Annotated in this window: 22 protein-coding genes; 9 read left to right on the top strand and 13 right to left on the bottom strand. The window is 56.4% G+C overall.

The annotated features are described in order from the left end of the window. Positions 1-51: 51 nt before the first annotated feature. Positions 52-2,337: a protein translocase subunit SecD gene (gene secD / locus AAE514_RS15570; RefSeq protein ID WP_347332476.1), complete on the bottom strand. Its 2,286-nt coding sequence runs from the start codon at positions 2,335-2,337 to the stop codon at positions 52-54. A 962-nt stretch (positions 2,338-3,299) separates the two neighbouring features. On the opposite strand from secD, the gene AAE514_RS15565 reads away from it, so the two are divergent. Continuing rightward, the gene (locus tag AAE514_RS15565) at positions 3,300-6,257 is read left to right on the top strand and encodes a glycosyl hydrolase family 8 (protein WP_347332475.1); all 2,958 of its coding nucleotides are present in this window, start codon (positions 3,300-3,302) and stop codon (positions 6,255-6,257) included. 46 nt (positions 6,258-6,303) lie between these two features. Here the strand turns inward: AAE514_RS15565 and AAE514_RS15560 are convergent, their stop codons facing one another. The 5 genes from AAE514_RS15560 to AAE514_RS15540 form a co-directional block, all read right to left on the bottom strand. Next, positions 6,304-8,358 carry a nitric oxide reductase activation protein NorD gene (locus AAE514_RS15560; protein WP_347332474.1) on the bottom strand — a complete coding sequence of 685 codons (2,055 nt, stop codon included), beginning with the start codon at positions 8,356-8,358 and terminating at the stop codon, positions 6,304-6,306. Between the two features lie 62 nt (positions 8,359-8,420). Beyond that, positions 8,421-9,239, bottom strand: coding sequence for a CbbQ/NirQ/NorQ/GpvN family protein (locus AAE514_RS15555; RefSeq protein ID WP_347332473.1), 819 nt, complete (start codon positions 9,237-9,239; stop codon positions 8,421-8,423). Further along, positions 9,229-10,602, bottom strand: coding sequence for a cbb3-type cytochrome c oxidase subunit I (locus AAE514_RS15550; protein WP_347332472.1), 1,374 nt, complete (start codon positions 10,600-10,602; stop codon positions 9,229-9,231). The genes AAE514_RS15555 and AAE514_RS15550 overlap by 11 nt, the downstream gene beginning before the upstream one ends. Positions 10,603-10,657: 55 nt before the next feature. After that, positions 10,658-11,518 carry a c-type cytochrome gene (locus tag AAE514_RS15545; RefSeq protein WP_347332471.1) on the bottom strand — a complete coding sequence of 287 codons (861 nt, stop codon included), beginning with the start codon at positions 11,516-11,518 and terminating at the stop codon, positions 10,658-10,660. Between the two features lie 291 nt (positions 11,519-11,809). Then, the gene (locus AAE514_RS15540) at positions 11,810-12,547 is read right to left on the bottom strand and encodes a Mut7-C RNAse domain-containing protein (RefSeq protein ID WP_347332478.1); all 738 of its coding nucleotides are present in this window, start codon (positions 12,545-12,547) and stop codon (positions 11,810-11,812) included. Positions 12,548-12,882: 335 nt separating this feature from the next. On the opposite strand from AAE514_RS15540, the gene AAE514_RS15535 reads away from it, so the two are divergent. The 3 genes from AAE514_RS15535 (at position 12,883) to vapC (ending at position 15,746) form a co-directional block, all read left to right on the top strand. After that, entirely contained in the window at positions 12,883-14,607 is a 1,725-nt protein-coding gene (locus tag AAE514_RS15535; protein WP_347332470.1) for a non-reducing end alpha-L-arabinofuranosidase family hydrolase, read from the top strand. Between the two features lie 504 nt (positions 14,608-15,111). Continuing rightward, on the top strand, positions 15,112-15,342 hold the full coding sequence (gene vapB / locus AAE514_RS15530) for a type II toxin-antitoxin system VapB family antitoxin (RefSeq protein ID WP_347332469.1): 231 nt from the start codon (positions 15,112-15,114) through the stop codon (positions 15,340-15,342). Further along, on the top strand, positions 15,342-15,746 hold the full coding sequence (gene vapC / locus AAE514_RS15525; RefSeq protein ID WP_347332468.1) for a type II toxin-antitoxin system tRNA(fMet)-specific endonuclease VapC: 405 nt from the start codon (positions 15,342-15,344) through the stop codon (positions 15,744-15,746). Before vapB ends, vapC begins: the two co-directional genes overlap by 1 nt. A 39-nt stretch (positions 15,747-15,785) precedes the next feature. Here the strand turns inward: vapC and AAE514_RS15520 are convergent, their stop codons facing one another. Together AAE514_RS15520 and AAE514_RS15515 are read right to left on the bottom strand one after the other, a co-directional pair. After that, positions 15,786-16,166, bottom strand: a complete 381-nt coding sequence (locus AAE514_RS15520) for a YgjP-like metallopeptidase domain-containing protein (protein ID WP_347332467.1) — start codon at positions 16,164-16,166, stop codon at positions 15,786-15,788. Beyond that, the gene (locus AAE514_RS15515; RefSeq protein ID WP_347332466.1) at positions 16,163-16,405 is read right to left on the bottom strand and encodes a hypothetical protein; all 243 of its coding nucleotides are present in this window, start codon (positions 16,403-16,405) and stop codon (positions 16,163-16,165) included. The genes AAE514_RS15520 and AAE514_RS15515 overlap by 4 nt, the downstream gene beginning before the upstream one ends. Positions 16,406-16,511: 106 nt before the next feature. Between AAE514_RS15515 and AAE514_RS15510 the strand changes: the two genes are divergently transcribed. After that, positions 16,512-16,829, top strand: a complete 318-nt coding sequence (locus AAE514_RS15510; protein WP_347332465.1) for a hypothetical protein — start codon at positions 16,512-16,514, stop codon at positions 16,827-16,829. A gap of 294 nt (positions 16,830-17,123) precedes the next feature. Here the strand turns inward: AAE514_RS15510 and AAE514_RS15505 are convergent, their stop codons facing one another. Then, the gene (locus AAE514_RS15505) at positions 17,124-17,483 is read right to left on the bottom strand and encodes a Fic/DOC family protein (RefSeq protein WP_347332464.1); all 360 of its coding nucleotides are present in this window, start codon (positions 17,481-17,483) and stop codon (positions 17,124-17,126) included. Between the two features lie 28 nt (positions 17,484-17,511). Next, a complete protein-coding gene (locus tag AAE514_RS15500) occupies positions 17,512-17,727 on the bottom strand; it encodes a hypothetical protein (RefSeq protein ID WP_347332463.1) in 216 nt (71 codons plus the stop codon). 226 nt (positions 17,728-17,953) lie between these two features. Between AAE514_RS15500 and AAE514_RS15495 the strand changes: the two genes are divergently transcribed. Then, positions 17,954-18,124 carry a type II toxin-antitoxin system ParD family antitoxin gene (locus AAE514_RS15495; RefSeq protein WP_347332462.1) on the top strand — a complete coding sequence of 57 codons (171 nt, stop codon included), beginning with the start codon at positions 17,954-17,956 and terminating at the stop codon, positions 18,122-18,124. Between the two features lie 56 nt (positions 18,125-18,180). Here AAE514_RS15495 and AAE514_RS15490 read toward each other — a convergent pair whose 3' ends face one another. From AAE514_RS15490 to AAE514_RS15480, 3 genes are all read right to left on the bottom strand, one after another. Further along, positions 18,181-18,504: a hypothetical protein gene (locus AAE514_RS15490; protein ID WP_347332461.1), complete on the bottom strand. Its 324-nt coding sequence runs from the start codon at positions 18,502-18,504 to the stop codon at positions 18,181-18,183. Between the two features lie 57 nt (positions 18,505-18,561). Further along, the gene (locus tag AAE514_RS15485; protein WP_347332460.1) at positions 18,562-19,719 is read right to left on the bottom strand and encodes a helix-turn-helix domain-containing protein; all 1,158 of its coding nucleotides are present in this window, start codon (positions 19,717-19,719) and stop codon (positions 18,562-18,564) included. 463 nt (positions 19,720-20,182) lie between these two features. Next, the gene (locus AAE514_RS15480; RefSeq protein WP_347332459.1) at positions 20,183-21,544 is read right to left on the bottom strand and encodes an MBL fold metallo-hydrolase; all 1,362 of its coding nucleotides are present in this window, start codon (positions 21,542-21,544) and stop codon (positions 20,183-20,185) included. A gap of 262 nt (positions 21,545-21,806) precedes the next feature. Between AAE514_RS15480 and AAE514_RS15475 the strand changes: the two genes are divergently transcribed. Genes AAE514_RS15475 through AAE514_RS15465 form a run of 3 tightly spaced genes read left to right on the top strand, consistent with a single transcriptional unit; the run spans position 21,807 to position 24,868 of the window. After that, on the top strand, positions 21,807-22,922 hold the full coding sequence (locus AAE514_RS15475) for a heparan-alpha-glucosaminide N-acetyltransferase domain-containing protein (protein WP_347332458.1): 1,116 nt from the start codon (positions 21,807-21,809) through the stop codon (positions 22,920-22,922). Between the two features lie 13 nt (positions 22,923-22,935). Continuing rightward, positions 22,936-23,217, top strand: coding sequence for a DUF3649 domain-containing protein (locus AAE514_RS15470; RefSeq protein WP_347332457.1), 282 nt, complete (start codon positions 22,936-22,938; stop codon positions 23,215-23,217). 4 nt (positions 23,218-23,221) lie between these two features. Further along, positions 23,222-24,868: a PepSY-associated TM helix domain-containing protein gene (locus AAE514_RS15465; protein ID WP_347332456.1), complete on the top strand. Its 1,647-nt coding sequence runs from the start codon at positions 23,222-23,224 to the stop codon at positions 24,866-24,868. Positions 24,869-24,966: the final 98 nt, after the last annotated feature.

Genomic DNA, 24,966 nt, shown 5'->3' with positions numbered 1-24,966 from the left:
ACTGTTTCACTGTGGAAAGCTCGATATGCTGCCGTAGCGCTCCACAGAGTTTTACGAAGAACCTTCTTCTGTAGGTCGCAATTGAGCCAGACCGCGACGACTGCGCCACAGACTCAACCAGTACAGCAACGGCGCCGCAATATAGATGGAAGAGCTTGTGCCCACCACAATGCCAAATAACATAGGCCAGGCAAAGCTGGCGACAGCGCTACCCCCGGCGACGGCCATGGGAACAATCGCCAGGAAAGTCGTGACGGATGTCAGCAGTGTGCGGCTCAAAGTGGCGGTGATACTCGCATTCATCAGCGGTAGCATTGGTTGCGATGGGTCTTCCCGGAGCTTCTCCCGTATCCGATCAAATACCACAACTTTGTCGTTCACCGAATAGCCAATGAGCGCTAATAGCGCCGCCACGGCCGTTAGGTTGAATTCGATACCGGTTAGAGCAAAAAAACCGATGGTCTTTGCAAGGTCCAGCACCAAGGTCAGCGTGGCCGCCATGGCAAAGTGGGACTCGAAGCGAAACCAGAGGTAACCCAGCATGCCCGCGCCGGCGATAAGAATCGCCAGTACGGTGGCCTCCGAAAAATCCCCACTGACCTTGGGGCCGACCATTTCCACTCTCGGGAACTTGGCGTCGTCGTCCGCTTTGAGCACGTCCGCTTTAAGCGCCGTAACCGCGGCCCCCGAAGCGACCTCTTCAGCGGAGTGGGTGGGTAACCGAACCTGAAAATAGCCCGGTTTACCGAACTCCTGAATGGCGGCGCCGGCCAGCGTAGGATCATCGGCAAGGGTCGAGCGCAGGGCATCCACGGACAGGGAAGGGGCCTCTACTTCGATAACACTTCCCCCGGTAAAGTCGATGCCATAGTTTAGCCCCGGATACATAAACAGCCCGATGGAGCCCAATGACAGCACAGCGGACAAGGTGACGCCGGCAATGCGGGCGCGCATGATGTTCCAGGGCGCTTTCCCATCTCGGCCGAACCCGGCGGGGCCCGAGAGATTGAGCGACTTTCGACCCAGGCGATTAACCCGCCACTCCATCAAAAGCCGTGCGACAGCGGTCAGGGTAAACAGTGAAGTCAGCAGGCCGATGGCCATGGTGACGGCGAAGCCCCGTACCGGGCCGCTGCCGAAGAGATAGAGCAGGCTGATGGCGATTAACGTCGTGATGTTTGAATCCAAAATGGTTGCCCAGGCGCGACCGAAGCCCGCGCTCAGCGCTTTCCAGGGGCGACTGCCGCCACGCAGTTCCTCCCGAATGCGTTCGTTCACCAATATGTTGGCGTCCACCGCCATCCCGATACTCAGAATAATGCCCGCAATACCCGGCAGCGTTAGAGTGGCCCGAAACAGGCTCAACAAGCCAAAAATCAAGCCAATATTGATGGCCAACGCCGTGCAGGCAATCAAGCCCCAGCGTCGGTACACCACCAACATAAACCCGAAAACTAGTACGGTGCCCAGAATGCCGGTGCTGACGCCCATGGCAATGGAGTCGCTGCCGAGCTCGGGTCCCACGGTCCGTTCTTCTACCACGTTCAGCGGCGCGGGCAGGGCACCCGCCCGAAGCATTAATGCCAGGTCACTGGCTTCCTTCGAGGTAAAACCGCCACTGATTTCACCGCTGCCACCCATAATGGCCGAACGGATAACCGGGGCCGTCAGGACCGCATTATCCAAAACCACCGCCAGGGGGCGGCCGATATTATTCTGCGTCATTTCCCCAAAGCGGCGCGCTCCGGTGTTATCCAGCGAAAAGGTGACCACCGGTTCACCGGTATTCTGTTGAAATGCCATGCGGGCGTCCCGGATATGCTCGCCCTTCAACGCCACCGCTTTTTCCAGTTGATAGTGTGCCTCGGTTTCGTGATCTTTCAACGTGATGACAGGCCCCAGGGTTTCTTCGTTGGCGGCCCAGTGAAAGGTCATTTTCGCGGTCGTGCCTAGCAGCTCCCGAATACGGCCGGGATCGCCTACTCCGGGGAGCTGAACCAGAATGCCGTCTTCTCCCTGGCGGGTGACGGTCGGGTCCACCAAGCCGGTCTCATCCAGGCGTCGGCGAACCATCTCCAGGCTTTTTTCCATCACATCATCCAGCACCGTCGCTTGTTCGGCAGCCGGCATTGTTTCTAGGCCCAGCTCGCCGGTATCGACATTCAGCAGCAGGTGAGAGCCACCGCTCAAGTCCGGCCCCAGGGCCAGTTGGTTCTGGCTGTACCCGTTCGGTAAGCGTTCAAGGCTGGAGTTCGGTAACACATTGGGTAGCCCGCTGAGCAGGCCCAGCAGTATCAACAGGCCATAAACAATGGCCCGGGTTTTCAGGGACTTCATAGAAATTCCTCGTTAAATCCGTGGGTTAAGTTTGTTTTCTCGAAACGGATTAAACGAGTGGCGGGCCCCTGGGGGCATGGGTATTGGCGCCCAAGCCAAGGAAAGTCTGGCGGGCGAGGGCAGAGGGGCGAGGCCCCGGAGCTTTGGTGGTAAGGGCGTTGAGGCTGGAAGCGAGCGCTATCGGCGATTTGTTCTCATCAAGGGAATCATTGGGGAGTTCATTGCCGAGGCGGTACCACCATCGGGGCGTGTCAGAGGGAACACTTAGCTGGAACGATGAGTCATCTTCGAGATGGGCCAGACCGCCAGGGGAGGAAGACCATTGATTGAGGCACACCCCGATGGAAAGCCCGGACAACAACAGCAAACCCAGCCACAAAGCGCGACCAAGGCGCTGTGGCGAAGCGGTTGTCTGTTCCGATAGATAGCTCATGCCAGGGTGGCTCTAGAGGTAATGAGGTTACATTGGGGCCGAGGTGGGTAAAAGTCAATAACGCCCGCTCCCAAATCTCCTCAGCCACCCATTCCAGTGCCTCCATGGCTTTCTGCTCGACAGTTTCCGGGGTCATTTCACCGGCGTGACAAACTCCCTCGGCCACGGGCGACGACGAATTTGTGTAACCGGACACAGTCTCATTTTGGCCCGATTCTTTTACCTTTACGCACATCTCCTCGACTTCCAAACAGTCGCTCGGAATGTAACCGGTTTTTATCATACTGATGGCATGGTAATTCCGATTTACCTCAGACCCTGGCGTAGTGCGTCGCCGCTACTGCAAACGGTTTCACCTTTTACCTCCTCATTTGACACGTAATGTCGCTTTTGGGGGCGTCGCCGCCTTGTTGTCATTTAGACCATCACAGGATTACCCTGTTCCGCTTGGATCCTAAACACGGTTGGCCAACACGACTGGAGAGGTAACGACAAGGAGATCCAGTACACACCCAACGGAGAATCAATAATGAGAAACTACAAAAAAGCATTACTGTTTTGTGGCACGCTCTTCGCCGCCCATATGGCGCAAGCGGAATTGCTGCAAAAAGCCGAACTGGAAACCGGTGTTCTGTTGCCAGGCTATTCATCACTCATCGATTCGCCCTTTACGGGGGTAGCGACCTACGGGAATGGCGATGGTGTTGAGCTGGAGACAACCATTTCCGGTGTCCCCGGTGAATTCAGGTTGGATATTCGGGGGGCGAGCAGCAACAGTAGCTCCGCCGGCATTAGCGTCTATTTAGGTGATAAGAAGCTGGGGCAGGTCGGCTTCTCTGGCACTACGCCCAGCCTAAAAAGCCTCGAGTTTTCACTGGAGCAATACCCTGAGTCCTCTACGATGCAGTTTGTTCTGGAAAGCGATACCGGAGCCAACGACACCTTTGTCGACTGGTACGAGCTGCACAGGGTAGGGGATATCCCTCCGCCGCCGCCACCTCCCGTTCTTCCCGACCAGGGCGCCTACGAGTCGGGCGTATACCGAAACCTCTTTGAAGAAATGGGCATTTCCCAGGCCGAGGTTGATGCTCGCGTACAGGAAGTTTACGACCAACTGTTCCACAGCCCCGACCAGGAAAATGAAGCCATTTTCATCCCCGTGGGCGACGATATGGCTTACATTTGGGACGTCGGTAACGATGATGTCCGCAGCGAAGGTATGTCCTACGGCATGATGATGGCCGTTCAGCTGGGAAGAAAGGATGACTTTGACCGCCTTTGGAAGTGGGCGAACACCTATTCGCTCAACAAAGAAGGGGATATGAAAGGTTATTTTGCCTGGCAGGTCAACACCGACGGCCAAGTGATCGATAAAAACCCAGCGCCGGATGGCGAGGAGTACTTTGCCACCGCCTTGTTTTTTGCCTCCCACCTTTGGGGCGATGGCGAGGGGATTTTCAATTACAGCGCCCAAGCCAATCAAATACTGGACGACATGTACAACAACGGCCAGACACGGTATGCCAATGGCGGAGAACTGGAATATATAAGCTTGTTCGATCACGAACAAATGCAAATTACCTTTTCCCCGGCGACGCCCACGGACCGAAACTGGACTGACCCTTCCTACCATTTGCCGGCGTTCTACGAGCTCTGGGCACGCTGGGCCGATGACAACAACGCCTTTTGGGCCGAGTTGGCCGAGTCAAGCCGCGACTTTTTCCAGACAACCGCGCATGCCCAAACCGGGCTTTCACCGGATTATGCGTACTTCGATGGCAGGCCGCACGGCGATTTCCAGCACTGGAAAGATACCTTTCAATACGACGCTTGGCGCACCATCGGCAACGCCGCGATGGATTACTCGTGGTGGCAAAAGGACCCTTGGCAAGTCACCTGGGCCAACCGGCTGCAAAGCTTCTTTGAAAGTGAAGGCGTAGACTCCTACTCCAGCCTTTACGAACTCGATGGCGTACCCTACGAAAACAATTCCGACCATTCCCCTGGCCTGGTTGCCATGAATGCCGTGGCGAGCTTGGCGGCGGATGACCAAAGAGCCTGGAAGTTTGTGCGGGCACTGTGGGACACACCCGTTCCGACAGGAAAATACCGCTACTACGACGGTTGCCTGTACTTGTTTGGCATGCTGCACGTAAGCGGCAAGTTCAACATCATTTGCCCGGAAGGGGAATGTGATTTCACTCAGCCGCCGTCGTGCGAAGACACCAATAGCTGTCCGTCAAACGCAGCGCCCGTGGCTCAGGACGACACTTTGCAGACCAGTGCTGGCGTATCGGCGGGCATTGATGTGCTTCAGAATGATGCAGACGCTGACGGCGACATGCTGGAGGTTGTTAGCTTCACCCAAGGTGGAAACGGCACGGTAACCGCTTCAGGTTCGCAACTGACCTATTCGCCCAATAGCGGGTTTTCCGGCCCTGATAGCTTTTCCTATACCGTTTCCGACGGCACAGACACCGACACCGCCGTGGTGGCCGTAACCGTGGCTGCGGCGGATAGCAACGATGGCAGCGGAGATGACGGTGCGGTTGATGAAGGTGAGGGCGACGACGGCTCCCAGGAAGAGGGGAATGGCGATGATGACACAGGCGCATCGACCCTTTTGGGGAAATATGAGTTCGAAGCGGGCTTGATCTCTCCGTCCTATCGCGGACCCATGACCTCTCCGTACTCAGGGGTTACCCTCTACGGCAATGGTGATTCGGTAGAATTCTCTGTCGATTCACTTCCGGCGGGCCAATACAGTGTTCTGGTATCGGGATCGTCCACCAACACAACCGCCGCCGGCATCAGCCTGTACGTGGATGGCGTTGCACACGGTCAAACCGCTTTCAACTCGACCAGCCGCGAGGTCAAGCAGATCGATTTCGAGCTAACCAGTGCCGCCACTACTATCACGTTCGTACTGGAAACCGATGTAGGCCAAAACGATACGTTGCTTGACTGGTTCGAGCTCTACACCGGCGACGCAACCAGCGCCGAGCCAGCCAATAATGAGTCAGAAGAGGGCGGTGAACCCAGCGGCGGCGAGAATACCGCAGCCGGCGCTGAAGTGCTCGTCGAAGCGGAAGACTATATCGACTATTCAGACTCCACGTCCGGCAACACCGGAGGGGCGTATCGAAATGACGATGTCGATATCGAAACCACCTCCGATGTATCGGGCGATCACAACGTCGGATGGATTGCGGCGGGCGAGTGGCTCGAGTACGACGTTGATCTGGAGGAAGGCACCTACGTGGTTGAGTCCCGAGTCGCATCGAACTCAAGCGATGGTAGCTTTGATATCCTGCTCGATGGTAGCCACGTGGTGCCGAACCAAGGAGTAAACTCAACCGGCGGATGGCAAAACTGGCACACCATAAGCTCGTCCGCCTTTTACGTGCCGGCGGGGACCTATACGCTGCGCGTGTCCATGACCGGCAATTACTTCAACCTGAACTGGTTACGGTTCGTTCCGCAATAGATAAAGCCAGACGCAGGGAAGCGTCTCTAGTGGGCCGCGCGGCCCACTAGGACGCCACCAAGCGCTTCATCCAGTCCAGCAACACCTGAGGGAGCAATTCCGGTTTGGGGAGTAGGGCATAGTGGTGGGCGCCGAATATTCGCGGAAGGTAATTGGCCGCTTGCCGGTCAATGGTCAAGCAAAAGGGGGAAATGCCCTGCAAGCTGGCTTCAGTCACCGCTTGGCGCATATCCTCCACCCCATACCGTCCTTCATAATTGTCCTTGTCATTGGGCTTTCCGTCGGACAACAGCAGCAGGAGTCTATGGGCGGCCGGTTGGCGCATCAGGTCCACACTGGCGTGACGGATGGCGGCGCCGGTGCGGGTGTAGTGCTGTGGCTCAAGGGAGCTGATTCGCAACGCCACGTCATTGCTGTAGGCTTCATCGAAGGCTTTAATCTGCCGCACAGTCACCGAGTGTGGCCCTTCCCCGGAAAAGGCCTGTACCGAGTAAGGTTCCCCCAACCCCTCCAGGGCAATACACACCAGCAGTAGCGCTTCGCGCTCTACATCAATGATTCGCCGGTTGGCGGATACCCAACTGTCTGTCGAGCCGCTAATGTCGATCAATAGGGTAATGGCGGTATTGCGGTCCGCCGTGCGGCGTGTCTGGTACAGGGCTTCGGCCATGGCGTTGCCGGCTTGAAAGTCGGCGTAGCTGTCGATGTAAGCATCCAGATCAATTTCGTCGCCATCGAGCTGCTTGCGCTGCCACACGCGCCGGGCACTCAGCATTTCAAAGCGTCGGCGTATACTGTGGAGCATGGATTCGTGCTCCTCCATGGTCTCATCCACCCATTGTTGGGAACCCCTGGGGATGGATAGCAAGCGTACGGTGGCGCCGTGCTCGCGGTAGACTTGGGCTTGGTAATCCCACTCGGGGTAACTGATTCCCCGGCCTTCGGTCACCGCGGCTTTTAATTCCTGTCGCGCGCGAGCATCGGGCGGGTCGTCGGATAACAGTACTTCCTTTGGCCGGCCGGGGGTGGACACCAGGCGAGCCTCGGGTAGCTCCGAAACCAAGTCACCAAACTCTTCGGCGCTGGTCTCTTCGTCCCGGTCGGTGGGCCGCTGCAGGCCCATGGGGTCTTCAGCGTGCTGGTGTGGTTCGTCCATCTGAACCATCCAAGGCCCGTGATGTTCCTCGTCCTCGTCTTCGCCGTCTTCCGCTTCTCTCTCTTCGGGGCGTCGAGCCAGATGAGCGCCGCGCGGGGGCGTGGAGTCCTCTTCGCCGTCGGGGCCGGCCTGTTCGTTCACCGGAACCGGGGCTACATTGACCGGGGGAGGGCAGCGCAACTCCCCGGTCCACCAGTCCTTAACCAGCGGGAAAGGCCCGAGGTGGCGTTCAGTAAAACCGTTGGGCACCAAGCCGAAGTCCCGGATTATTTCCCGCGCCTGGGCCATGGAGTGTTCGGGAGCGTCGGTCAGAGGTACGCCGCTGCAGGGAGCACCACATTCGCTTTGTAGCAACCGGCGGAGGAACATCTCCAAGGGCTGTCGTGGTTTGGGAAATTGCGACAGCGGTGGCCGGGCGGCCAGGGCATGCCGACGCAGTGTATTGATTGGCTGAACCATGCCCGGAAGTAGGGCGGCAAGCAATTCGTCCGTGGCGTAGGCTTCCAGCAGGAGGTACACGTCCGCCACCAACGGTTTAAGGTCCTGGCCCATGGCCGTGGCGCTGCCGCGGCGGGCGCGGACCGCCTGTTGTAGCGCCATCACGCGGTAGAGTTGTGTGGCCAGCGTTACATCGGTAAGGAAAGAGTCGGGAGGCAACCACAGCGACGTGCCATCGGTGGCCGGTATCTGTCGGCGTAGGCGCGGCTTCTGGTGACGTTTGAAAACAATGGACAGAAGTGTGGCGCGCGCGGGAAGTTGTGCTCGCCGGATTGAATAGCTATCGCCAAAAACGGCGGTGACGAACAGATCAAGACGGGTCGCCACATCGTCCAATGTGACCGTGGGCTCGACATTCGGTGGCGTGCGGTGGCGGCGCCAGAGGTTCTGGGCAAACACGGTGGCATGGCGCGCCGCATCGGTAATGACTTCTTCGGCTTCGGCCATTAGTAAAACGCGGTTAGGTCAACCGCCTCCTCATACAGCAGTGCTTAATACAAAAGGGGTCGCTATACAAACGTTGCGTTGACCAAGTCTTCCATGGCTCCGACCAGGGATTCGTCGTCGGATAACGGCGAAACCAACCCGGCATAACACGCCTCGCGAATCGGGATGCCGTTGCGCGCCAATGTTGCCGTGGCGATGAGCAAGCGTGTGCTGGGCACTTCGGCCAAGCCTCGGTCTCGCAAGGAGCGAATGCGCTGCGCAAGGGAAACCAGAGCATGGGCGGTGCCGCGGTCGGTGCCACTTTCCCGCTCAACAATGGCGGTTTCCTGCTCCAGGGTGGGGAAGTTGAGGTCCAGTGCCACAAACCGCTGCCGGGTACTGGGCTTGAGGTCCTTAAGCATCCGCTGATAGCCAGGGTTGTAGGAGACCACCAACTGAAAGCCGGGCGCGGCCTTAACCGTCTCGCCAGTTTTGTCGATGGGCAGCATGCGTCGGTGGTCCGTCAATGCGTGCAACACGACCACCGTATCCTGACGCGCTTCCACCACTTCGTCGAGGTAACAGATGGCGCCTTCCCGAACCGCGCGGGTCAGCGGCCCGTCTTGCCATTCGGTGCCATTGTGGCGAATGAGAAAACGGCCCACAAGATCGCTCGCCGCCAAGTCGTCGTGGCAGGCGATGGTAATCAGCGGGCGTTTGAGCCGCCACGCCATATGCTCCACCAAACGGGTTTTACCGCAGCCGGTGGGGCCTTTGAGCATCACGGCCAACTGCTGGGCATGGCATTGCTCAAACAGCGTGACTTCATTGCCGGTGGGGGCGTAATACGGCTCCTTTTCCGGCTCGATGGCGGTCAGTTTGTGGACGCTATCAGTGACCACTGGCCGCCCCGGCACTTTCACCTTCTCGGTCAGACGCTTGGTCTACCGCAAACCGTGGGGGATAACGGAAAAAGTCGATTATAAACAGTGCGACCCCGACGGTGAACAAGGAAGCAGTGGCAATCAGCATGATGAAATGGACCTGAATTTTGAGCTGAGCATCCAGGTACCCCATGCCCATAATGCGCTCCAGATACACTTGGCCAAGCCCCGCTGTCGCAAAGGACAAGGTCATGCCGAACATGCCGGCTATCTGCAGCCAGAAAGCCCAATAGCCCATGACGCTGCCTTCCTCCCGGCGACCGTGAGTCATGCTTGGCAGGGCGTAGGTAATCATGGCCAGTACGATCATGACGTAGGCGCCGTAAAACGCGGCGTGCCCGTGCATAGCGGTGATTAAAGTCCCGTGAGTCCACTTATTTACCGCGGGCCAGGTATGCGCAAGCCCGAGCAGGCCCGCGCCGAAAAGTGCAAATACCGCACTGCCGATGGTCCAGTGCAGCGCTAGCGTGTTCGGGTGCGCCAGCCCCGAGCGGCGCATGGCGGCATAGGCGTAAGCCGCCATGCCAGCCAGGGCCAGAGGCTCGAGAGCGCTAAAGAAGCCGCCAATCGGCAACCAATATTGCGGTACCCCCACCCAATAATAATGGTGGGCGGTCCCCAGAATGCCGGCAATAAATACCAAACCGACAATCACATAGAGCCATTTTTCCATGACTTCCCGGTCCGCTCCCGAAAGCCGGATCAGCAGATAAGCAAGAAACGACCCCATAATCATCATCCAGACCCCTTCAACCCAAAGGTGAATGGTCCACCAGCGATAGAAAATGGAGACGGTATAGTTCTCGTAGTGAAACAGGGCCGGGAAGAAGAGGACAGCGGAGCTTACCAGCCCCAAAACCAGCACACCCTCGGTGGTGGTAAACCGCCCGGATTTTTTGATCGTCATGCCGATGTTATAGAGGAATATCACCATGCAGAGCACGATTACCAACTTATGCGGCAATGGCTGCTCCAACAACTTGTTGCCAGTGCCGTACCGGAAAAAGTAACCGATAATGGCGGTAACGCCCATTAACGTCCACAAAATCAGCTGTATGTACGCAAGTTTGATGCTATGCAGCTCACTGCGGGACTCCTCCGGTATCATCCAGTAGCTCGCCCCCATAAAGCCGGCCAACACCCATACAATTAGCAAGTTGGTGTGCATGACCTTGGTAACATCAAACGGCAAAATATAAAGCAACGGGTCCGGGCCTAGGTATTTGGTGGCTGAAAGCAGGCCAAATACCAATTGCAGGCCGAACAGCACCATTGCCACTGCAAAATACCAATACGCGACCGACTGGGAACTGTACCGCATTGTTGTTCTCCCTGGGGTTTTGCGCGATGCCTGGAGTGCCTCCAGGCCGCGGCCATTATTTCAACGTTGCCAGATAGGCGACCAATTGATCAATCTCTTCTTCGGTAAGACTTTCTTCATAGTTGGAGGGCATAAACGAGGTGCCCCCCGACGAATACATACCCCCTGACACAATATGAGCACTGGGCGCGACAATCGCCTCGCGAAGATAGCCTTCCAAGTCCTCGGCATTGCCCTCATAGTCTTCCGACTGCAGGGTTTCGCGCGCTCGCGAGACGACGCCCGCCAAGCTTGGTCCTGCCATATCGGCGCCTGGCGCCGTGGAATGACACGAGGTACAGGCCGGGGTGGCCGTCTCAAAGACACTTTCGCCCTGAGCGCGATAATCGTCCTCGCCCGTTACCGGCGTGGTCCCCGCCGACTTCTGAACGGCCGGGCCCTCATCGCTCTCTTTAGAGGAAAACGGCTGGGCGCCCTGCGCGGGAGCCCCGGTCACACGGATGGGGCGAGGCGGCCACCCCTGGTTGTCCACCTTGCTGACCCAGTCCAGAAAGGCAATCAGGTCGGTAATCTCTTCCTCGCTCAAGTCCTGCTTGGGCATCAAGCGACGGTGGGTCTGTTCGTCGTAAAATTGAGACGGGTCGCGCATATAGGCTTGCAAGTAAGCCTCGCCCCGATGTTCGGTAATCTTCGTCAAATCCGGCGCGTAATAGGCGCCTTCTCCAAAGAGTGTATGGCAGTTAATACAATTATATTTGTGCCACACGTCCTTACCGTGCGTGACTTGTGGCGTAATATTCTCGGAATGAGTCAATTCGGGAAATTGCCGGTGGCTGTCAAGCGTCAGCACCAAAAAGACCAAAGCGGCAATGGCGGTGGAGCCAACCGCAAACAAACGGGCCTGTCGATTATTCATAGTCGCCTCTCCGCTGGTTTATACCCCAATGCCAGTCCAATACAAGATCGCAATGGTAAAAGCGTAGACGATGGCTGAGCCCATTAGCGCTAATACCGCGTAGCTCACGAATTTTATTGGCGCGTAAAATTTTTTCTGTTGCATAAATCCTCCATGCCGCGCAAGAAGTACCAAAATCTTTCAGGACACTAGCACCAGATACAAGAAAGGACAACAATGAACATTCAAAATGTGTGCATCTATTATCTCCGCTACCACGTTGTAGGTAGTTTGAAGTCCTATGCTGATTATTTAGCGTTCGAACAACGCCTCTATGGAATGACTGAGCTTCTCAAAATGAGAACCTTTCCAATAAATTTGGCCACAGCCGCGGCAGCGACGAAAATCGTAATAATGCTTCCTGGTCTTTGGCTCCAGCTGATCGATTATCTCCTCCTTAGCTACGGGTTCAAGCAATCCGTTGCAATGAGCGCAACGGCGCCATGGCTCAAGCTCCCTCTGAAGTTCAAACTGGGTAATGACCTCACGCAGCTGTTGCCAGCCGTCCGTGCTGCGTGGACAGTAGCCATGAGTGACGTTTCGCCGCATCAGCAGCCGCCGGTCACGGCTAAGCAGAACCCGATTGTCCCCATCCGATATTTTCGCCAGTCGAGCGTCGGGCAGGTGTTCAGTGGGATAACGGGTATCCAGTCCCACGAGGCGCATGTATCGGGCCAAACTGCCCAGATGGTTGTCGAGGATAAACTTAACCGGGGAAGCGGGCCGCAGCGGGTAGACAGTGGCCAGCCCCAAGCCTTGGGCATTTGGATACACCGCTACTCGGTCCCCCGAGCCCACCAGATAATGGAAATCCACAGGGCTACCTGAGACTAAAATCAAAGCTACCTCTGGGTGAGGGACCCCAAGGGCTTCGATCAGGTGTTTGACTGATTGAGGGGGATTGAAGGCGTAAGGGAAGCTTCGCTGCTGCCTGTATGGCGGCAGAAAATCGTTTAGACTGCCATAGAGTCGGAAATCAGCTTCAGCCACCCGACCGATGTTAGCTTGCACCAACAGCCACTGGCAAGAGGCCTACGGAGTGGAGGGAAGAGGCGAGCATCAAAATCAACATAAGCCAAAACCATAAACCAGCGCTTTGCAACATTATCCCGGCTGAAAACTGTGATATGAATCATATTCTAAGTGTTGTAGTCGCCTCCGAGAATAAAAAATTTAACACAAATATTAAAACTTTCTCCTCGTTTTATAAGAGCTGTCCATAGACTCTATTGTTTTACACCTCCTCCTTCTAACCTGTTTCCTCTCGTGGCACCAAGAAAAACATCTGCCTTTTCAATAAATTAAAATAGTAGAGGACTAAGAATATGCATGTCAGGCAATTTATCGTTCACTCTCTCCAGCTCGGGCTGCTGGCCTGCCTTTTCCTAACGAGCCAAGCGTTTGCGTCGTATAGCTGTTCCATCACCTCGACAAGCGTCTGGGGCGATGGCTATCAGCTGGACGTGACAGTGACCAATGATGGCCCGGGTGCCATTAGTGGCTGGACGGTTGCATTGAATTTCGACACGCCAACGAACGTGGTCAGCAGTTGGAATGCCACCGAAAGCGACGGCGATAGCGCGACACCCTTGTTTACCAACTGCTGCGGTTGGAACGGAAATCTGGCCGAGGGGCAGAGCACCACCTTCGGCTTGCAGGGCACCTATAGCGGCGAATTTCAGGCGCCAACTTGCTCCGGCGACGGGACGCCCGCCAGTAGCAGTTCATCGAGTAGCTCTTTGAGCGCCTCAAGCAGCAGCTCCAGCTCTGCACCCAGCGAGGGTGCCAATACCATTGTTGTTCGTGCGCTCGGTACCAACGGCGATGAATCGGTCAGCTTGCAGGTCGGTGGCTCCACGGTCGAAACCTGGACGATGACCACCGGCATGCAAAACTACACCGCCACGACCGATCGGTCCGGTGAGGTCAGGGTCGCTTTCACCAACGATGCCACCGACCGTGACGTTCAAGTCGACTACATCCAGGTTAACGGTCAGGCCCGTGAGGCGGAAAACCAGAACGTGAACACGGGCTTGTGGGCGAACGATGCCTGCGGGGGAGGCTCCAACAGCGAGTGGATGCACTGCAACGGTCACATCAGCTTTGGTGATGTGACCGGTTCCTCAAGTAGCTCCTCGAGTAGCAGCTCAAGCGGCGATACGGGGTGTGAGCTGCCCAGTACCTTGAGCTGGACGTCCAGTCAGCCGCTCATCACCCCGAAAAATGGCAACGCCTCGGTGAAGGACCCGACCATCGTCCCGTACGAGGGCAGGCACCATCTGTTCGCGACGGTTTATAACTCTGGCTACAAATCCATCTACATGAACTTTGAGGACTTCAATCAGGCGGGCTCTGCCAACCAGCTTAGCTTTGCGCCCGGCGGAAGCTCCACTGTCGCCCCGCAGGTGTTCTATTTCGAGCCCCACGACCGGTGGTACATCATTACTCAGTGGGGCGGTCGCTATGCCACCAATCCGGACATCAATAACCCGGATGGTTGGAGTTCACTACAACCCTTATTGGCGGGGGAGCCGAGCGGATCACTGGACTTTTGGGTGATTTGCGATGACACCCATTGCTATCTGTTTTTCTCCCGTGACGATGGTGACTTGTATATGAGTAAAACCACCATTGCCAACTTTCCCAACTTCAGTGGCTACACCACCGTGATGTCCGGCCCTCGGAACGTGCTGTTTGAAGCCGCCAATGTGTACAAAGTGCAGGGCACTGACCAGTACCTGCTTTTGGTGGAAGGCTGGCAGTCAGGCCCGCGCTTCTTTAGAGCCTGGACCTCCACCAGCCTGGACGGCCCTTGGACGGAGTACAAAACGTCGGAGTCAGCCCCCTTCGCGGGCTTGAGCAACGTTTCTTTCCCGGGCGGGCAGTGGACAAACGACATCAGCCACGGGGAGATGCTTCGAGCCGGTCACGACCAGAGAATGGAAATCGACGCCTGCAACATGCAGTTCTTGTATCAGGGCCGTGATCCCAATGCGAACGTAGACTACGACCTATTACCCTACGAACTCGGCCTGATTAGCGCCGATTAATTGATTCACTCTCCTTTGTTCGCACAAGGACGTGCCGCTTTTAAAACAAAGCGCGTGAACACCCGTTGAACACCAGGAGGAAATGTCGATGGCAACTATCAAGACTAGCTTTCATGAAACTGTTCTTTTTTCTTGTGCTGGGGCTGACTTCGCTACAGCTATTTGCATGGGAGGGTATGCCCATCAAATGGTGAGTGGCGGCTCCAGCCAGTCCTTATCTGAGTAAGCGAGTCGGGCAAGCTGGAGCGGGTAACGCTCCGGCTTCTTAACGACGCTGGCAAGATCGCCGCGGACAGAGCGCTTGAGCGGGTCCGCCCAGCGCAAGCCAATAGAGAGTAGCCGCAGGGCCCAGGCCTATTTAGCTGCCCCACCAACACCTACCTCACTTCGCATAATGTATATTATGTTAAATATGGTTTTGGGCTGTTTGTATATCCCATTGACATATCCCCATCGCACTCCCTACCATAGCTTTAAGCGCTCAACGAACTTGAGGTGAAAGCTATGGAGCGATCAACAATATTCAAGAGTAACAAAAGCCAGGCACTCAGACTTCCGAAGCCCGTGGCCCTGCCTGATTCTGTAAAGCAGGTAGACATTGCGGTTGTGGGCCGTACTCGAATCATTGCCCCTGCTGGCGAGCTCTGGGATAGCTGGTTTGCAGATGAAGGCGTCAGCGACGATTTCATGGCCGACCGGGATCAGCCTAAAGACCAGGAGCGGGAGTCGTTCTGATGCTGAAGTACATGTTGGACACCAACATTGTCATTTACACGATAAAAAACCGCCCTGATGCCGTAAAGCAAGCGTTTTTGGCTCACTACGGGCAAATGTGTATTTCTACGGTCACGCTGATGGAGCTGATCTACGGCGCCGAGAAATCGGCCTCGCCTGACAGAAATCTGAGAGACGTCGAAGGCTTTGCCGCCCGCCTTGACGTGCTCGACTACGATAGTGAAGCGGCGGCGCACTCTGGCGAGATTCGAGCGCAGCTGGCAAAAGCAGGCACCCCGATTGGTCCCTACGACCAGATGATCGCAGGTCATGCCCGATCCAGAGGGCTGATTCTGGTAAGCAACAACGAAAAAGAGTTTGCACGCGTTCCGGGGCTTCGCCTTGAAAATTGGGCCCCCCTGTAAAATTGCAGCGCTTCACCGCCTTTTGCGTCCGGTCAGGACTCAGGTTTCGACCTTGCACGCGAAGCTGTCCACGGATGAGCTTGCAGCTTGTCTTCCGTTGTTCGGGATGTTCGTCACTTTCAACACATAGCGTCGGCCCAGATAGCGCATGCTCTCTCCGCTGATCCACTGGGGCGGCCGGGCGTAGCGGTTGCGTTCTTCAATCTCGTCCAGGTGTTTCAATACCCACCGAGCGTGACGCTGCGCCCGGCGGACTCCGGAGCGTCTACCTGTACCCGGCCGTTGGGGTGCACGTGCACCCGGATGCTGGCCTTCTGGTGGCCCGGTAGGTGATACAGTTGGTACCGGAACCCGGTCGCCGTATCGGGCCCTGTACTCCGTCAGTGCCTCGCCCTGGGAGACCGCAATGGAGGTGGTCATTTGGCTCCTCCGTTGCGCAGGATCTGGACCACTTCATCCAGCATCTTCTTTGCCTTATCCAGCCCGACCAAATTGAACAGGCTCGGCAGCAGGGTTTTGCGGACGTCCTGCTCAATGCCGGCGGGGTTCAGCGAATTCTCGGCCACGGCCCGGTTCACCACCTGGTCGATCTCAAAGGCCTCGTCAATCAGCTGACCGCCCTGCTCCGCTTCCAGCGCCGCAAACTCCTCACCCAGCACCAGCTTGAATATACCAGGGCGCGCGGATAAGTCCCCTGCCGTGTTTCGCTAAACGGTTGCGCTGGGTACTATGTGGTTTATGAAAAGACCTTCAAGGAATTCAGTTATGACCAAACCTTTTGTGGCGCTTGTATTATTTGTACTGGTTGGAAGCCCGGTGTCAGCTGATGATTTAGCCGCTGATTTTGAGCGCCTGTGCGGGGTGTTTGAAGAGGCACTAACGCTGAATGAAAAGCCCGGAGTAATGGCGGTGTACCTTCGGGACAATCTCCCCTACCGAGTTGAATCCAAAGAGGTTCTCGACGCTTATGACGCCATTCTTTTGGTGGACCCGTCCGAACGGTATCGAGTGTTCAAACAGGCGGCGGAAGCGAACATGGAGGACTCTTGGGACTGCCCAGCGTTTAAAGCCCTTGTCGAATAAGCTTCGTCGTCCCTGCCTCAGAACCACTCCTCGGTGAACTGGGCCTGCACGGGGGCGATTTTGCCGGGGTTATGGTATAATTAGGGCAGTTTAGCGACGATCATAACCCTTTGGTGCCCAATGAAGATTAACCGCCGCAAGCGTAGCAGCCGGAAGGTCAGCAAAGCCGCCATCATCAAGAGCGTAGCCAGCTCGACCGCGATTGAGACGGGTGAGCGTCCCCAGGCTGTGGCCCTTAAGCTCAGGACCGGCACAAAGTACCGCAATATCTCTTTGGGGGGCTGAATTCGACGATCAGCCGGCGTTAAATGCCCGTTCGACCCACTCCATCATCGGCGCATAATTGCAATCCATGCCGGCATGAATGGCGCGAAAATACTCTTTTCTGTTCTCGTCCCAAGGTGCGTAATCCAGCGGGTCGTAGCCAGCCTGAGCGGCCATAGTATCGGCCAGCAGGCGTGATAACCGACCGTTTCCCTCTCGGAATGGGTGTACCAAAATAAACTCTACATGCACTACCGCAATGGCTTCGATGAGGTCATCATCGTGCATTTGGTCGCAAGGCGTATAGCGGGCTAGCACCTTCTCATTCAATTCAGACAACAGACGCGGAATTTGCGCCGCAGCGGCGAACTCAAAGCCGCCCTTTCCCATGTTAACCGAGCGCTCGACCCCAGCCCATTCATAGATGGGGCTCAGCCACCAGCGGGTCCAGAGTCGTTACGGCGTTTTGGGGCAGCGCTTCGTTTAAAACACGCTCATATAGCTTTCCCAAGAGCTCCAACTCAGCGTCATCCATATCCTTTGGATCGGTGATCCCAAGCTTGTTCGCGAGCACCTGACTGTCGGAGCCCGGTTGAAAAGCGATTTGGCTACCGCCAACATCGTATTTACTCATGAGCGCTCCACGCCCGTTCGTCTTGAAGTCGCCAATTTGTTAGGTATCTTTTTAATATTCAACCATTTGTTTGGATTTATCGGCCAGTGGGCGGCGATCGTGAGAAGACACGTTGCGCGGCACTGCCGCCGGTATCTGCTAGGGGATTACTATACATCACACGGTGGCGTATTTCATAAGATCAATGTAGCTTAAGTGTGTTATCGATTAACACAGGGGTGGCCCTATGGCTCGTACTACCAAAGAGGTTGTCTACTCGACAATGCACTTGCTGGAGCGTCACGAGAGTCAGACTCAAGCGCTCAGGCAGGCTGTCGAAGCTGGGGAGAAGAGTGGCGAAAGCGACCTGACGTTGCGTGACGTTGCTGCCGAGGTGAAGCTTAAGCATGGCTTATAAGCTTTCCAATAACAGCGGCTATAGGGTTTTTGGCCGCCGCAGGGCAAATCTGGCCCTCACGCAAAGTACGTCTCCATCCATTCATAGAGCGTCTGCGTATTGACCTGCGAAAACGCCATGCTCTGAAAGTCGTCCCGCACTTCGTCTTCAATCGTGATGAACTGATACAGCAAGACGCCCGGCTGCTGATCGTGCAAGATCAGGTTAATACGGCGAAGCGTCCGCAGGCAGTCAATCGTCATCACGTCGGCTGGAATGCCGGCGTCCCGCATTTTGCGGCGCACTTCCACCACCGGATTGATGAGTTCATGGGTGGCCTGGATGCGCGCGTGGGCATCGCTGGCCATATCGGACAGTGCTTTCAGGGGATCTTCAGACATTAGTTCTCAGCTTTGTATTGGATAACACGTAGTCACTTGCTTTGCGGGGCTCGATAATTAATGACGCGAAAGTCTACCGGATTGTGCCGAGGCCGTGTAGCCTGCGGGATGAGGCTCAGGCCTATGAGCAAAAGCATCCATGCCCCCCAATTTTCGCTCCCGATGAAAATGACTGAGAGACTGCCCCAGCAGCTCCGCCGCTTTTGACTCACCGATATACCATTCGCTCAATGCTCGGTAAACCAACTGTTCAAACAGAATAGTCTGTTCCTGGGGGTAAGGATCTCCGGGCTCTTTGGTGCGCCAACCGGCTCCGTTAAAGGCTAGTAGGGTCTGTTTGTAGAGTGCCTCCGAAATTACACCGCACTGGCGCAGCCGTACCAGTATCGCCATCATGCTGACACCAAATTCGTGCTTCAGCATGTACAGCTCGCGCGGCTCGATGGCGTTTCGGTGCGTGCCTATTTGCTGCCGCAAAGCGGCTTCGGGCAATAGAAAGGCGCCGGCAAAGCGATTACAGGCCTTTTCCTCGTCAAGGCCCTCTGACAGCCGCCCATGGAGCACCAAGTGTCCCAGCTCGTGCGCTAAGGTGAAACGCTGTCGGTCACCGGGGTAATTGCTAGAGATTACTACCACGGGCATGTCGCCCACTTTACCAGCCAGACCGTCCACTTTTTTATTGGCGGGTACATCGGTGGTAATTACCTGTATTCCCCGTGCTTCGAGGGTATCGATCATGTCAGGGATAGGGTTCATTCCGAGAGCCCAGGCGTTGCGCATTTGTTCCGCCAGAGCCTCAATATCGGCGTCCGCCGAGACTTGGGAGGGAAGTGTCTTCGGCAAGGCAAAGACAGGCACAGGTTTGATCGAGTCCGGGTAGAGTGTCAACAGCTCGGCCCAGCGCTCTACCTGGTCCATAACGTCCCCCGTGACCTGATTCAGCAAGGCCTGAGAGGTGCCGGAACGCTTGCGGTATTCAACCCGCTCGAGCGTGACATTGACTGGACGAAAAAAGTACTCCGTGCGGACCTCCAGCGCCTGCGCCAATTTCAGCAGATTGGTGGACGTGGGCATATTGTCGCCGTGTTCGTACTTCTTGATGGCATTGGCAGACAGGCCCACCTGGCCCGCCAAGGTTTTCATGGACAATCCCGCAGCCTTCCGGGCGCGCAGCAGGCGTTGTCCGAACTGGGTCAATCGTTCTTGGGAATCCATAATCGCCACCAGGTTTACAAACTTTTCAATTGTTTTGTTATTGTAAACCTGTGGTGAGCGCTTTGTCCAACGCCCCGAGTTGGCTTATTCGGGCATTACCTCGTTAAGGGGTGAGAGTGGGCTGCCACGGTACCACCGCATTCACCCAGGCGGTGTTGGATCGACTTTAGGGCCATCAGATCGTCTCCACCACGCAGTAAACGATGAAGCCGGCAAAAAGACCCACTACGAATAGAATGGAGCCCGGTAGCAGTGTCGGCAATGCCGTGATTCCGGGCCCGGGACAAAAGCCGGATAGCCCCAGCCAATGCCAAATAGTGCGGAGCCGCCCGTTAACTTCAGGGTGACCGCCTTGTTGCCTGGCACATGGAATGAATCCGTGACGAGGGTTTTGCGGCGCCGGTGCAGGCGCCTCCCGCCAAGCCCAGCCAGGGGGTAAATTCGGTGGCGGCATATTCCACAATCAATCCTCCTGCGGTAGCTCCAGAGCTTTCCAGGCTTTCATGCCTCCCAATAAGTTCCGCACGTCCTTAAAGCCGGCCCTGAGCAAAATACTGACGCCAAGCCCGGCGCGGTGCCCCACACCGCAAGTGACCACCACGGGGCGGTCCCTGTCCAGTGGCAGCTCTTTCAGCTGGTCAGCAAGGTAACCTACGTACATATGGAGCGCGCCGGGAATGTGTCCGCCCGCAAACTCATCGGCCTCGCGCACATCCAGTACCTGGTACTCGCCCCGGTTGGCGTTAAGGGTTTCGGGGGTGATGGTTCCAGAGCCCTCAATGGGTTGACCGGAGCTACGCCAGGTACTGAAGCCACCGGTTAACGCCCCGTCTACGTGATCAATGCCGATACGGGCCAAGTGTTTCGCGGCGCCAGAAACGTCGTCATTTCGGTCCGTGACCAAATAAATTGATGTGTTCTCGTCTCCGACCCATCCTCCAAACACAGGGAGGCCTCCGAACCAAATACTGTGGCTTCCAGCGAGGTGGCCTCCGGCAAAACCCTCGGGTTCACGAGTATCGAACACCAGCTTCTCTCGGCTCCGCTCGGCAAACTCTGCGGCGCTCAGTAGCGGAACGGCTTCGGCCCGAGCCAGGGGCGCCAAACCGCCCTTCTTGTTTACCCGTTCCATTATCCGAAAGAAAGGAGGCCGCGGATTGCGCTCGCCGCCCTTCTTGCGGGCAAACTGCTCCCGGCTCAGGGTGAATACTTCGTTATAGCGTTTCTCCTCCCCTATGGTGGAGAACGGCTTTTCCGCCATGCCGCTGCCGCATACTGAGCCGGGCCCGTGCGCCGGTAACACCACAGTGGTATCGGGCAGGCTGGAGAATTTATCTTGCACCACATCGTACAAAAGGCCGGCGTTTTCCACGGCTTTGTCCGCGTCTGGAAGATCGGTACGGCCGGTGGTTCCATAGAACAGCGCGTCGCCCGTGAGCACACACCAAGCCTCGTCGCCGGGCGGGTATACCACGTAGCTCATGCTTTCCGGCGTATGGCCGGGTGTATGCAGCGCCTGAATCGTGAGCTCGCCAAGGGCAAAGGTGTCGCCGGCATTTAGCCGCATATCACCATATTCGAGGGTATCGAAATTCCCATTGACTATTTTTGCGCCGGTCTGTTGGGCCAGATACGCCGAACCCATGGCGAAATCTTCCTGACGGTGAGTTTCAACAATGTGAGTAATGCGTACGCCCAGGTCTCGAGCCGCTTCAAAATACGGCTCAACGAAACGACCAGGATCAAAAAGAGCGGCCTGAGCGCCGTCCGCGATGAGGTAAGCGTAATGTGCGATCCCCGGTGTTTCGATACGCTGCATTTTCATTGAAAACCTCCCTTGATCAATTTGGGGTGTTCGACCGAGGCGCCCGTTTTGAGCGGCCTTAACCGTGCGGTATTTCAATGGGGCAACCCTGGCTTTGGGAAGTTCCTATCATGCGCGGGTGAGTCCGGAGGACAGCGGTGAGCGTTAGGTACATTCTTTAGAAGTCGCACCGAATCTAGAAGTCCTACCGGGCCCCTGCAATTGCGCAGAGCAAAAACCTAATATATAATAAAAACAATTATCATTTACAATAATGGCGCATATGAACACATCTCGCGTAACGGAAGCCGCCGCGCTCCCTGCAAACCTCCCTCGCATTGCGACCTTTGACCTCATACGGGGGTTGGCCGTTGTCTTTATGATCGTCATCCATGTGCTGGACTTCTACGGCGCGCCGGAGGTGCACGAAAGCCTGGTTGGCGTGGTATTGGCATTTGCCATTGGGTGGCCCGCCGCCTCTGTATTCGTGTTTGTCATGGGTATTTTTGTCACCTATTCGAGCAAACGAAGCTTGGCTCGGGGGCTCAAGCGAGCGGCGAGCTTGTTCCTGCTGGGCTACTTGCTCAATTTGGCACGGGGCTCAATACCCATGTGGGCCTCCTTGCAGATGGGGCTGGTAAGCCATGAAGAGCTTGGGGCGCACAGTCCGCTTACCGAGTTCCTGATCTTTGACATATTGCAGTTCGCGGGCCTCGCGTTGGCCCTATGTGTTCTACTCAAGCACTTCCTCCCCCGGCCCGAGTATTGGCTTGCGGCCTCGCTCCTTGTGATTTTTTGTTCCCCGTTTTTCTGGACGCTCTCAAGTGGCTTTACGCCCGTTGACGAGTTCTTCAAGATGCTTGGAGGCGACCACTCTGAGGGGGCAATGTTCCCGCTTTTTCCTTGGCTCGCCTACCCGCTCGCCGGCATGGCTTTCGGCCAGTGGCTCAGGGAAGCCGGGAATAACCGTCGCTTATTTCAAAAAACCTTATGGTTCGGACTGGCTTTATTCGTCGTGGGTGGGCTGGCGATTAGCACCAGTCCTGAGTACCACGTTGGCCACAATCTTCGCAGTGGCCCCGGTGTAACGCTGGTGGTTATGGGCTTTGTGTTGGTGACTCTGTGGGCCTGTCAATGGGTGACGGAAAGAGCCCATGGCAGCCGTTGGTTGAATCCTCTGTATTTCTGGGGAAAGTACGTGACCGCCATCTACGTGACTCAATGGGTCTTAATCGGCTGGGGGCTGCTGCCCTTCGGGCTTCAGCAACTCAACTGGCTGCAGACTTTTTTGATGATGCTCACTGTTTTGGTTCTATCGGATGTCAGCGTGCGTAGCTGGCTGTGGTTTCGCCAACGCCCCTTGCGGATAAACATACTGTCCCGTGCGAAGTTTGAGTAAAGGAGCCCCACTCATGGCCCGGACAACCGTCTTGTTCAGCGCGCCCAAAAGCCGCCTCGTGGCCTGCGTCGCGGGCGCTCTGCTGGCGGCCACCTTAATTACCGCCGGCGCCGCCACTTACCTGCCCTTCAATGATATCGACCGGATTGGTGTGCCGATTCTGCTGTTCCCGGTCACTTGGACGCTTCTGTTCCTGTTCTCCGCCATGGCCCGCTCGATTTGGAGAGTCTGGTTGGGGCTGGGGCTGCTGTGCCTTATTCATGCGGGCTTGATCTACCAGCACTTGATGGGATAACAACATGCGCAGGGATACCACCAAAAAGTTCTATATCGTCCACAGCTGGTTGGGTGTCGTTACCGGGATTCTGCTGTTTATTGTCGCCTACACCGGGGCGTTTTCCGTGTTCGGGCGGCCCGAGCTTAACGTCTGGTCCAACCCGGAAGTGCGCGGTCTAAACAGCCCCGATTTCGCCGCTATTGAAGACTTGGTTCGCCAACATGCCCAGAGCGTCGATTCAGAGTATCTGCACCACGTTCGGGTCACTTTTGCCGGTGCCCGCTCCCCCACCCTTCAAATCATCTTTGAAAAAGAAGTGGAGTTGCCCTCTGGCCGGCAAGAGCATCGAGTCGTTGCGTTTGAGCACCACCCTAAAACGTTGGCGCAGCAGGGCCGCTTTGAGGGGTCGTTATCCGAGTGGTTCCAACAATGGCCGACGGATATGGCGGACTTTATGGTCACCTTTCACGGCGATTTACATTTGGGCTCGCCATGGGGATTGGTGCTGACGGGGGTGTTGGGTTTAACACTGTTTTGCTCCGCCGTGACCGGCGTCATTATTCATCGGAAATTTTTCAAGGAGCTGTTCTCGTTTCGGCCGACACGCAGCCTCCGCCTGTTGTTTACGGATACGCACAAAGTATTAGGCGTATGGGGACTGTTGTTCCACGCCGTCATTGGGTTTACGGGCGCGTTTTTGGGGTTGGTGTTGGTGCTTCTGGTGCCTGCGGCAGCTTTCGTGAGCTTTTCCGGGGACCAGGAAAAACTGGTGGAGACGTTTGTACCGGAAGTGGAGCCCACGCTGACCGGGACAGCGGCGAAAAGTCGGCCCGCCCGTATTCTAACCGACTTTTCCGAAAACAATCCCGAACTTGTGCTGATCGAGACCGACATCCACGGTTGGGGAGACCAGGGCGAGGTGATGGCCGTCACCACTTTGGGCGGCGATCAGCTCTCGGCGAGCCGCACTTTCGAATTCAATGCCGCCAGTGGCGAGCTATTGCGTGACTATACCGCCTTTGGCCGACAGGAGAGCGCGACGGGAGTCGTGCTGGATGCCATGTACCCACTGCATTTTGGCAATTTCGGCGGCCTGTTGGTGAAAATCGTATGGAGTGTGCTGGGTGTGGGCACCGCCATGCTCGCCGTGACCGGCATGATGATCTGGGTGGAACGGCGCGCGTATGGCCCGGAAGGCCGCCTCTCCGTGAACGCCTACCACCGAATCAGCCGCTTCACGGTGGGAAGCTGCATGGGCGTTGTGGTGGCAAGTCTGGCTCTGTTCTACGGGCAACTGCTGGTAAACGTTCCTCCACAAAAACAGTTCTATTGGTTCAGTGTTTTCTTTTTTGGTAGTTGGCTTCTGGTCATTGCCTGGGCACTGATTAGGTCAAACAGTTACCGAACCATCAAAGAGCTATTTGCCGCTTGTGCGCTTTTGTCAGTGGGTGTCCCGCTCCTTAATGCCGTGGTGACTGGCGACGCCCTGCCACTGGCGATGATGCAAGGTAAATGGATTACCGCCGGCGTCGATATGACATTGTTGTTCTTTGGTGGGTTATGCGCTTGGCTGGCTCGTCGGCTGCCCAGCGCTCGCCCGCAACCGCGTTCTCGCTCAACGGTAGAGGCTACCACGAGGCCATACGAGCCTGCGGGGGATACGGTATGACGGTACTTTGGGTAGGTTTGGCCGTGGTTCTCAATCTTGCCTGTGTGGTTTTATGGCGACGCTATCGGGAGGCGTCTTCTGCACCGGCATTGTGGGCT

It is taken from the genome of Marinimicrobium locisalis (genome assembly GCF_039822625.1).
Lineage (GTDB): Bacteria > Pseudomonadota > Gammaproteobacteria > Pseudomonadales > Cellvibrionaceae > Marinimicrobium > Marinimicrobium locisalis.
The sequence above is the reverse complement of the archived record's forward strand: the minus strand, read 5'-3'. Positions and strand labels throughout refer to the sequence as shown.

What these genes read in the sequence shown, in the direction of transcription:
- secD (WP_347332476.1), bottom strand. Translation starts at nt 2,337, where the DNA reads ATGAAGTCCCTGAAAACCCGGGCCATTGTTTATGGCCTGTTGATACTG.
- AAE514_RS15565 (WP_347332475.1), top strand. Translation starts at nt 3,300, where the DNA reads ATGAGAAACTACAAAAAAGCATTACTGTTTTGTGGCACGCTCTTCGCC.
- AAE514_RS15560 (WP_347332474.1), bottom strand. Translation starts at nt 8,358, where the DNA reads ATGGCCGAAGCCGAAGAAGTCATTACCGATGCGGCGCGCCATGCCACC.
- AAE514_RS15550 (WP_347332472.1), bottom strand. Translation starts at nt 10,602, where the DNA reads ATGCGGTACAGTTCCCAGTCGGTCGCGTATTGGTATTTTGCAGTGGCA.
- AAE514_RS15545 (WP_347332471.1), bottom strand. Translation starts at nt 11,518, where the DNA reads ATGAATAATCGACAGGCCCGTTTGTTTGCGGTTGGCTCCACCGCCATT.
- AAE514_RS15535 (WP_347332470.1), top strand. Translation starts at nt 12,883, where the DNA reads ATGCATGTCAGGCAATTTATCGTTCACTCTCTCCAGCTCGGGCTGCTG.
- vapB (WP_347332469.1), top strand. Translation starts at nt 15,112, where the DNA reads ATGGAGCGATCAACAATATTCAAGAGTAACAAAAGCCAGGCACTCAGA.
- vapC (WP_347332468.1), top strand. Translation starts at nt 15,342, where the DNA reads ATGCTGAAGTACATGTTGGACACCAACATTGTCATTTACACGATAAAA.
- AAE514_RS15520 (WP_347332467.1), bottom strand. Translation starts at nt 16,166, where the DNA reads ATGACCACCTCCATTGCGGTCTCCCAGGGCGAGGCACTGACGGAGTAC.
- AAE514_RS15510 (WP_347332465.1), top strand. Translation starts at nt 16,512, where the DNA reads ATGACCAAACCTTTTGTGGCGCTTGTATTATTTGTACTGGTTGGAAGC.
- AAE514_RS15505 (WP_347332464.1), bottom strand. Translation starts at nt 17,483, where the DNA reads ATGGGAAAGGGCGGCTTTGAGTTCGCCGCTGCGGCGCAAATTCCGCGT.
- AAE514_RS15500 (WP_347332463.1), bottom strand. Translation starts at nt 17,727, where the DNA reads ATGAGTAAATACGATGTTGGCGGTAGCCAAATCGCTTTTCAACCGGGC.
- AAE514_RS15495 (WP_347332462.1), top strand. Translation starts at nt 17,954, where the DNA reads ATGGCTCGTACTACCAAAGAGGTTGTCTACTCGACAATGCACTTGCTG.
- AAE514_RS15490 (WP_347332461.1), bottom strand. Translation starts at nt 18,504, where the DNA reads ATGTCTGAAGATCCCCTGAAAGCACTGTCCGATATGGCCAGCGATGCC.
- AAE514_RS15485 (WP_347332460.1), bottom strand. Translation starts at nt 19,719, where the DNA reads ATGGATTCCCAAGAACGATTGACCCAGTTCGGACAACGCCTGCTGCGC.
- AAE514_RS15480 (WP_347332459.1), bottom strand. Translation starts at nt 21,544, where the DNA reads ATGAAAATGCAGCGTATCGAAACACCGGGGATCGCACATTACGCTTAC.
- AAE514_RS15475 (WP_347332458.1), top strand. Translation starts at nt 21,807, where the DNA reads ATGAACACATCTCGCGTAACGGAAGCCGCCGCGCTCCCTGCAAACCTC.
- AAE514_RS15470 (WP_347332457.1), top strand. Translation starts at nt 22,936, where the DNA reads ATGGCCCGGACAACCGTCTTGTTCAGCGCGCCCAAAAGCCGCCTCGTG.
- AAE514_RS15465 (WP_347332456.1), top strand. Translation starts at nt 23,222, where the DNA reads ATGCGCAGGGATACCACCAAAAAGTTCTATATCGTCCACAGCTGGTTG.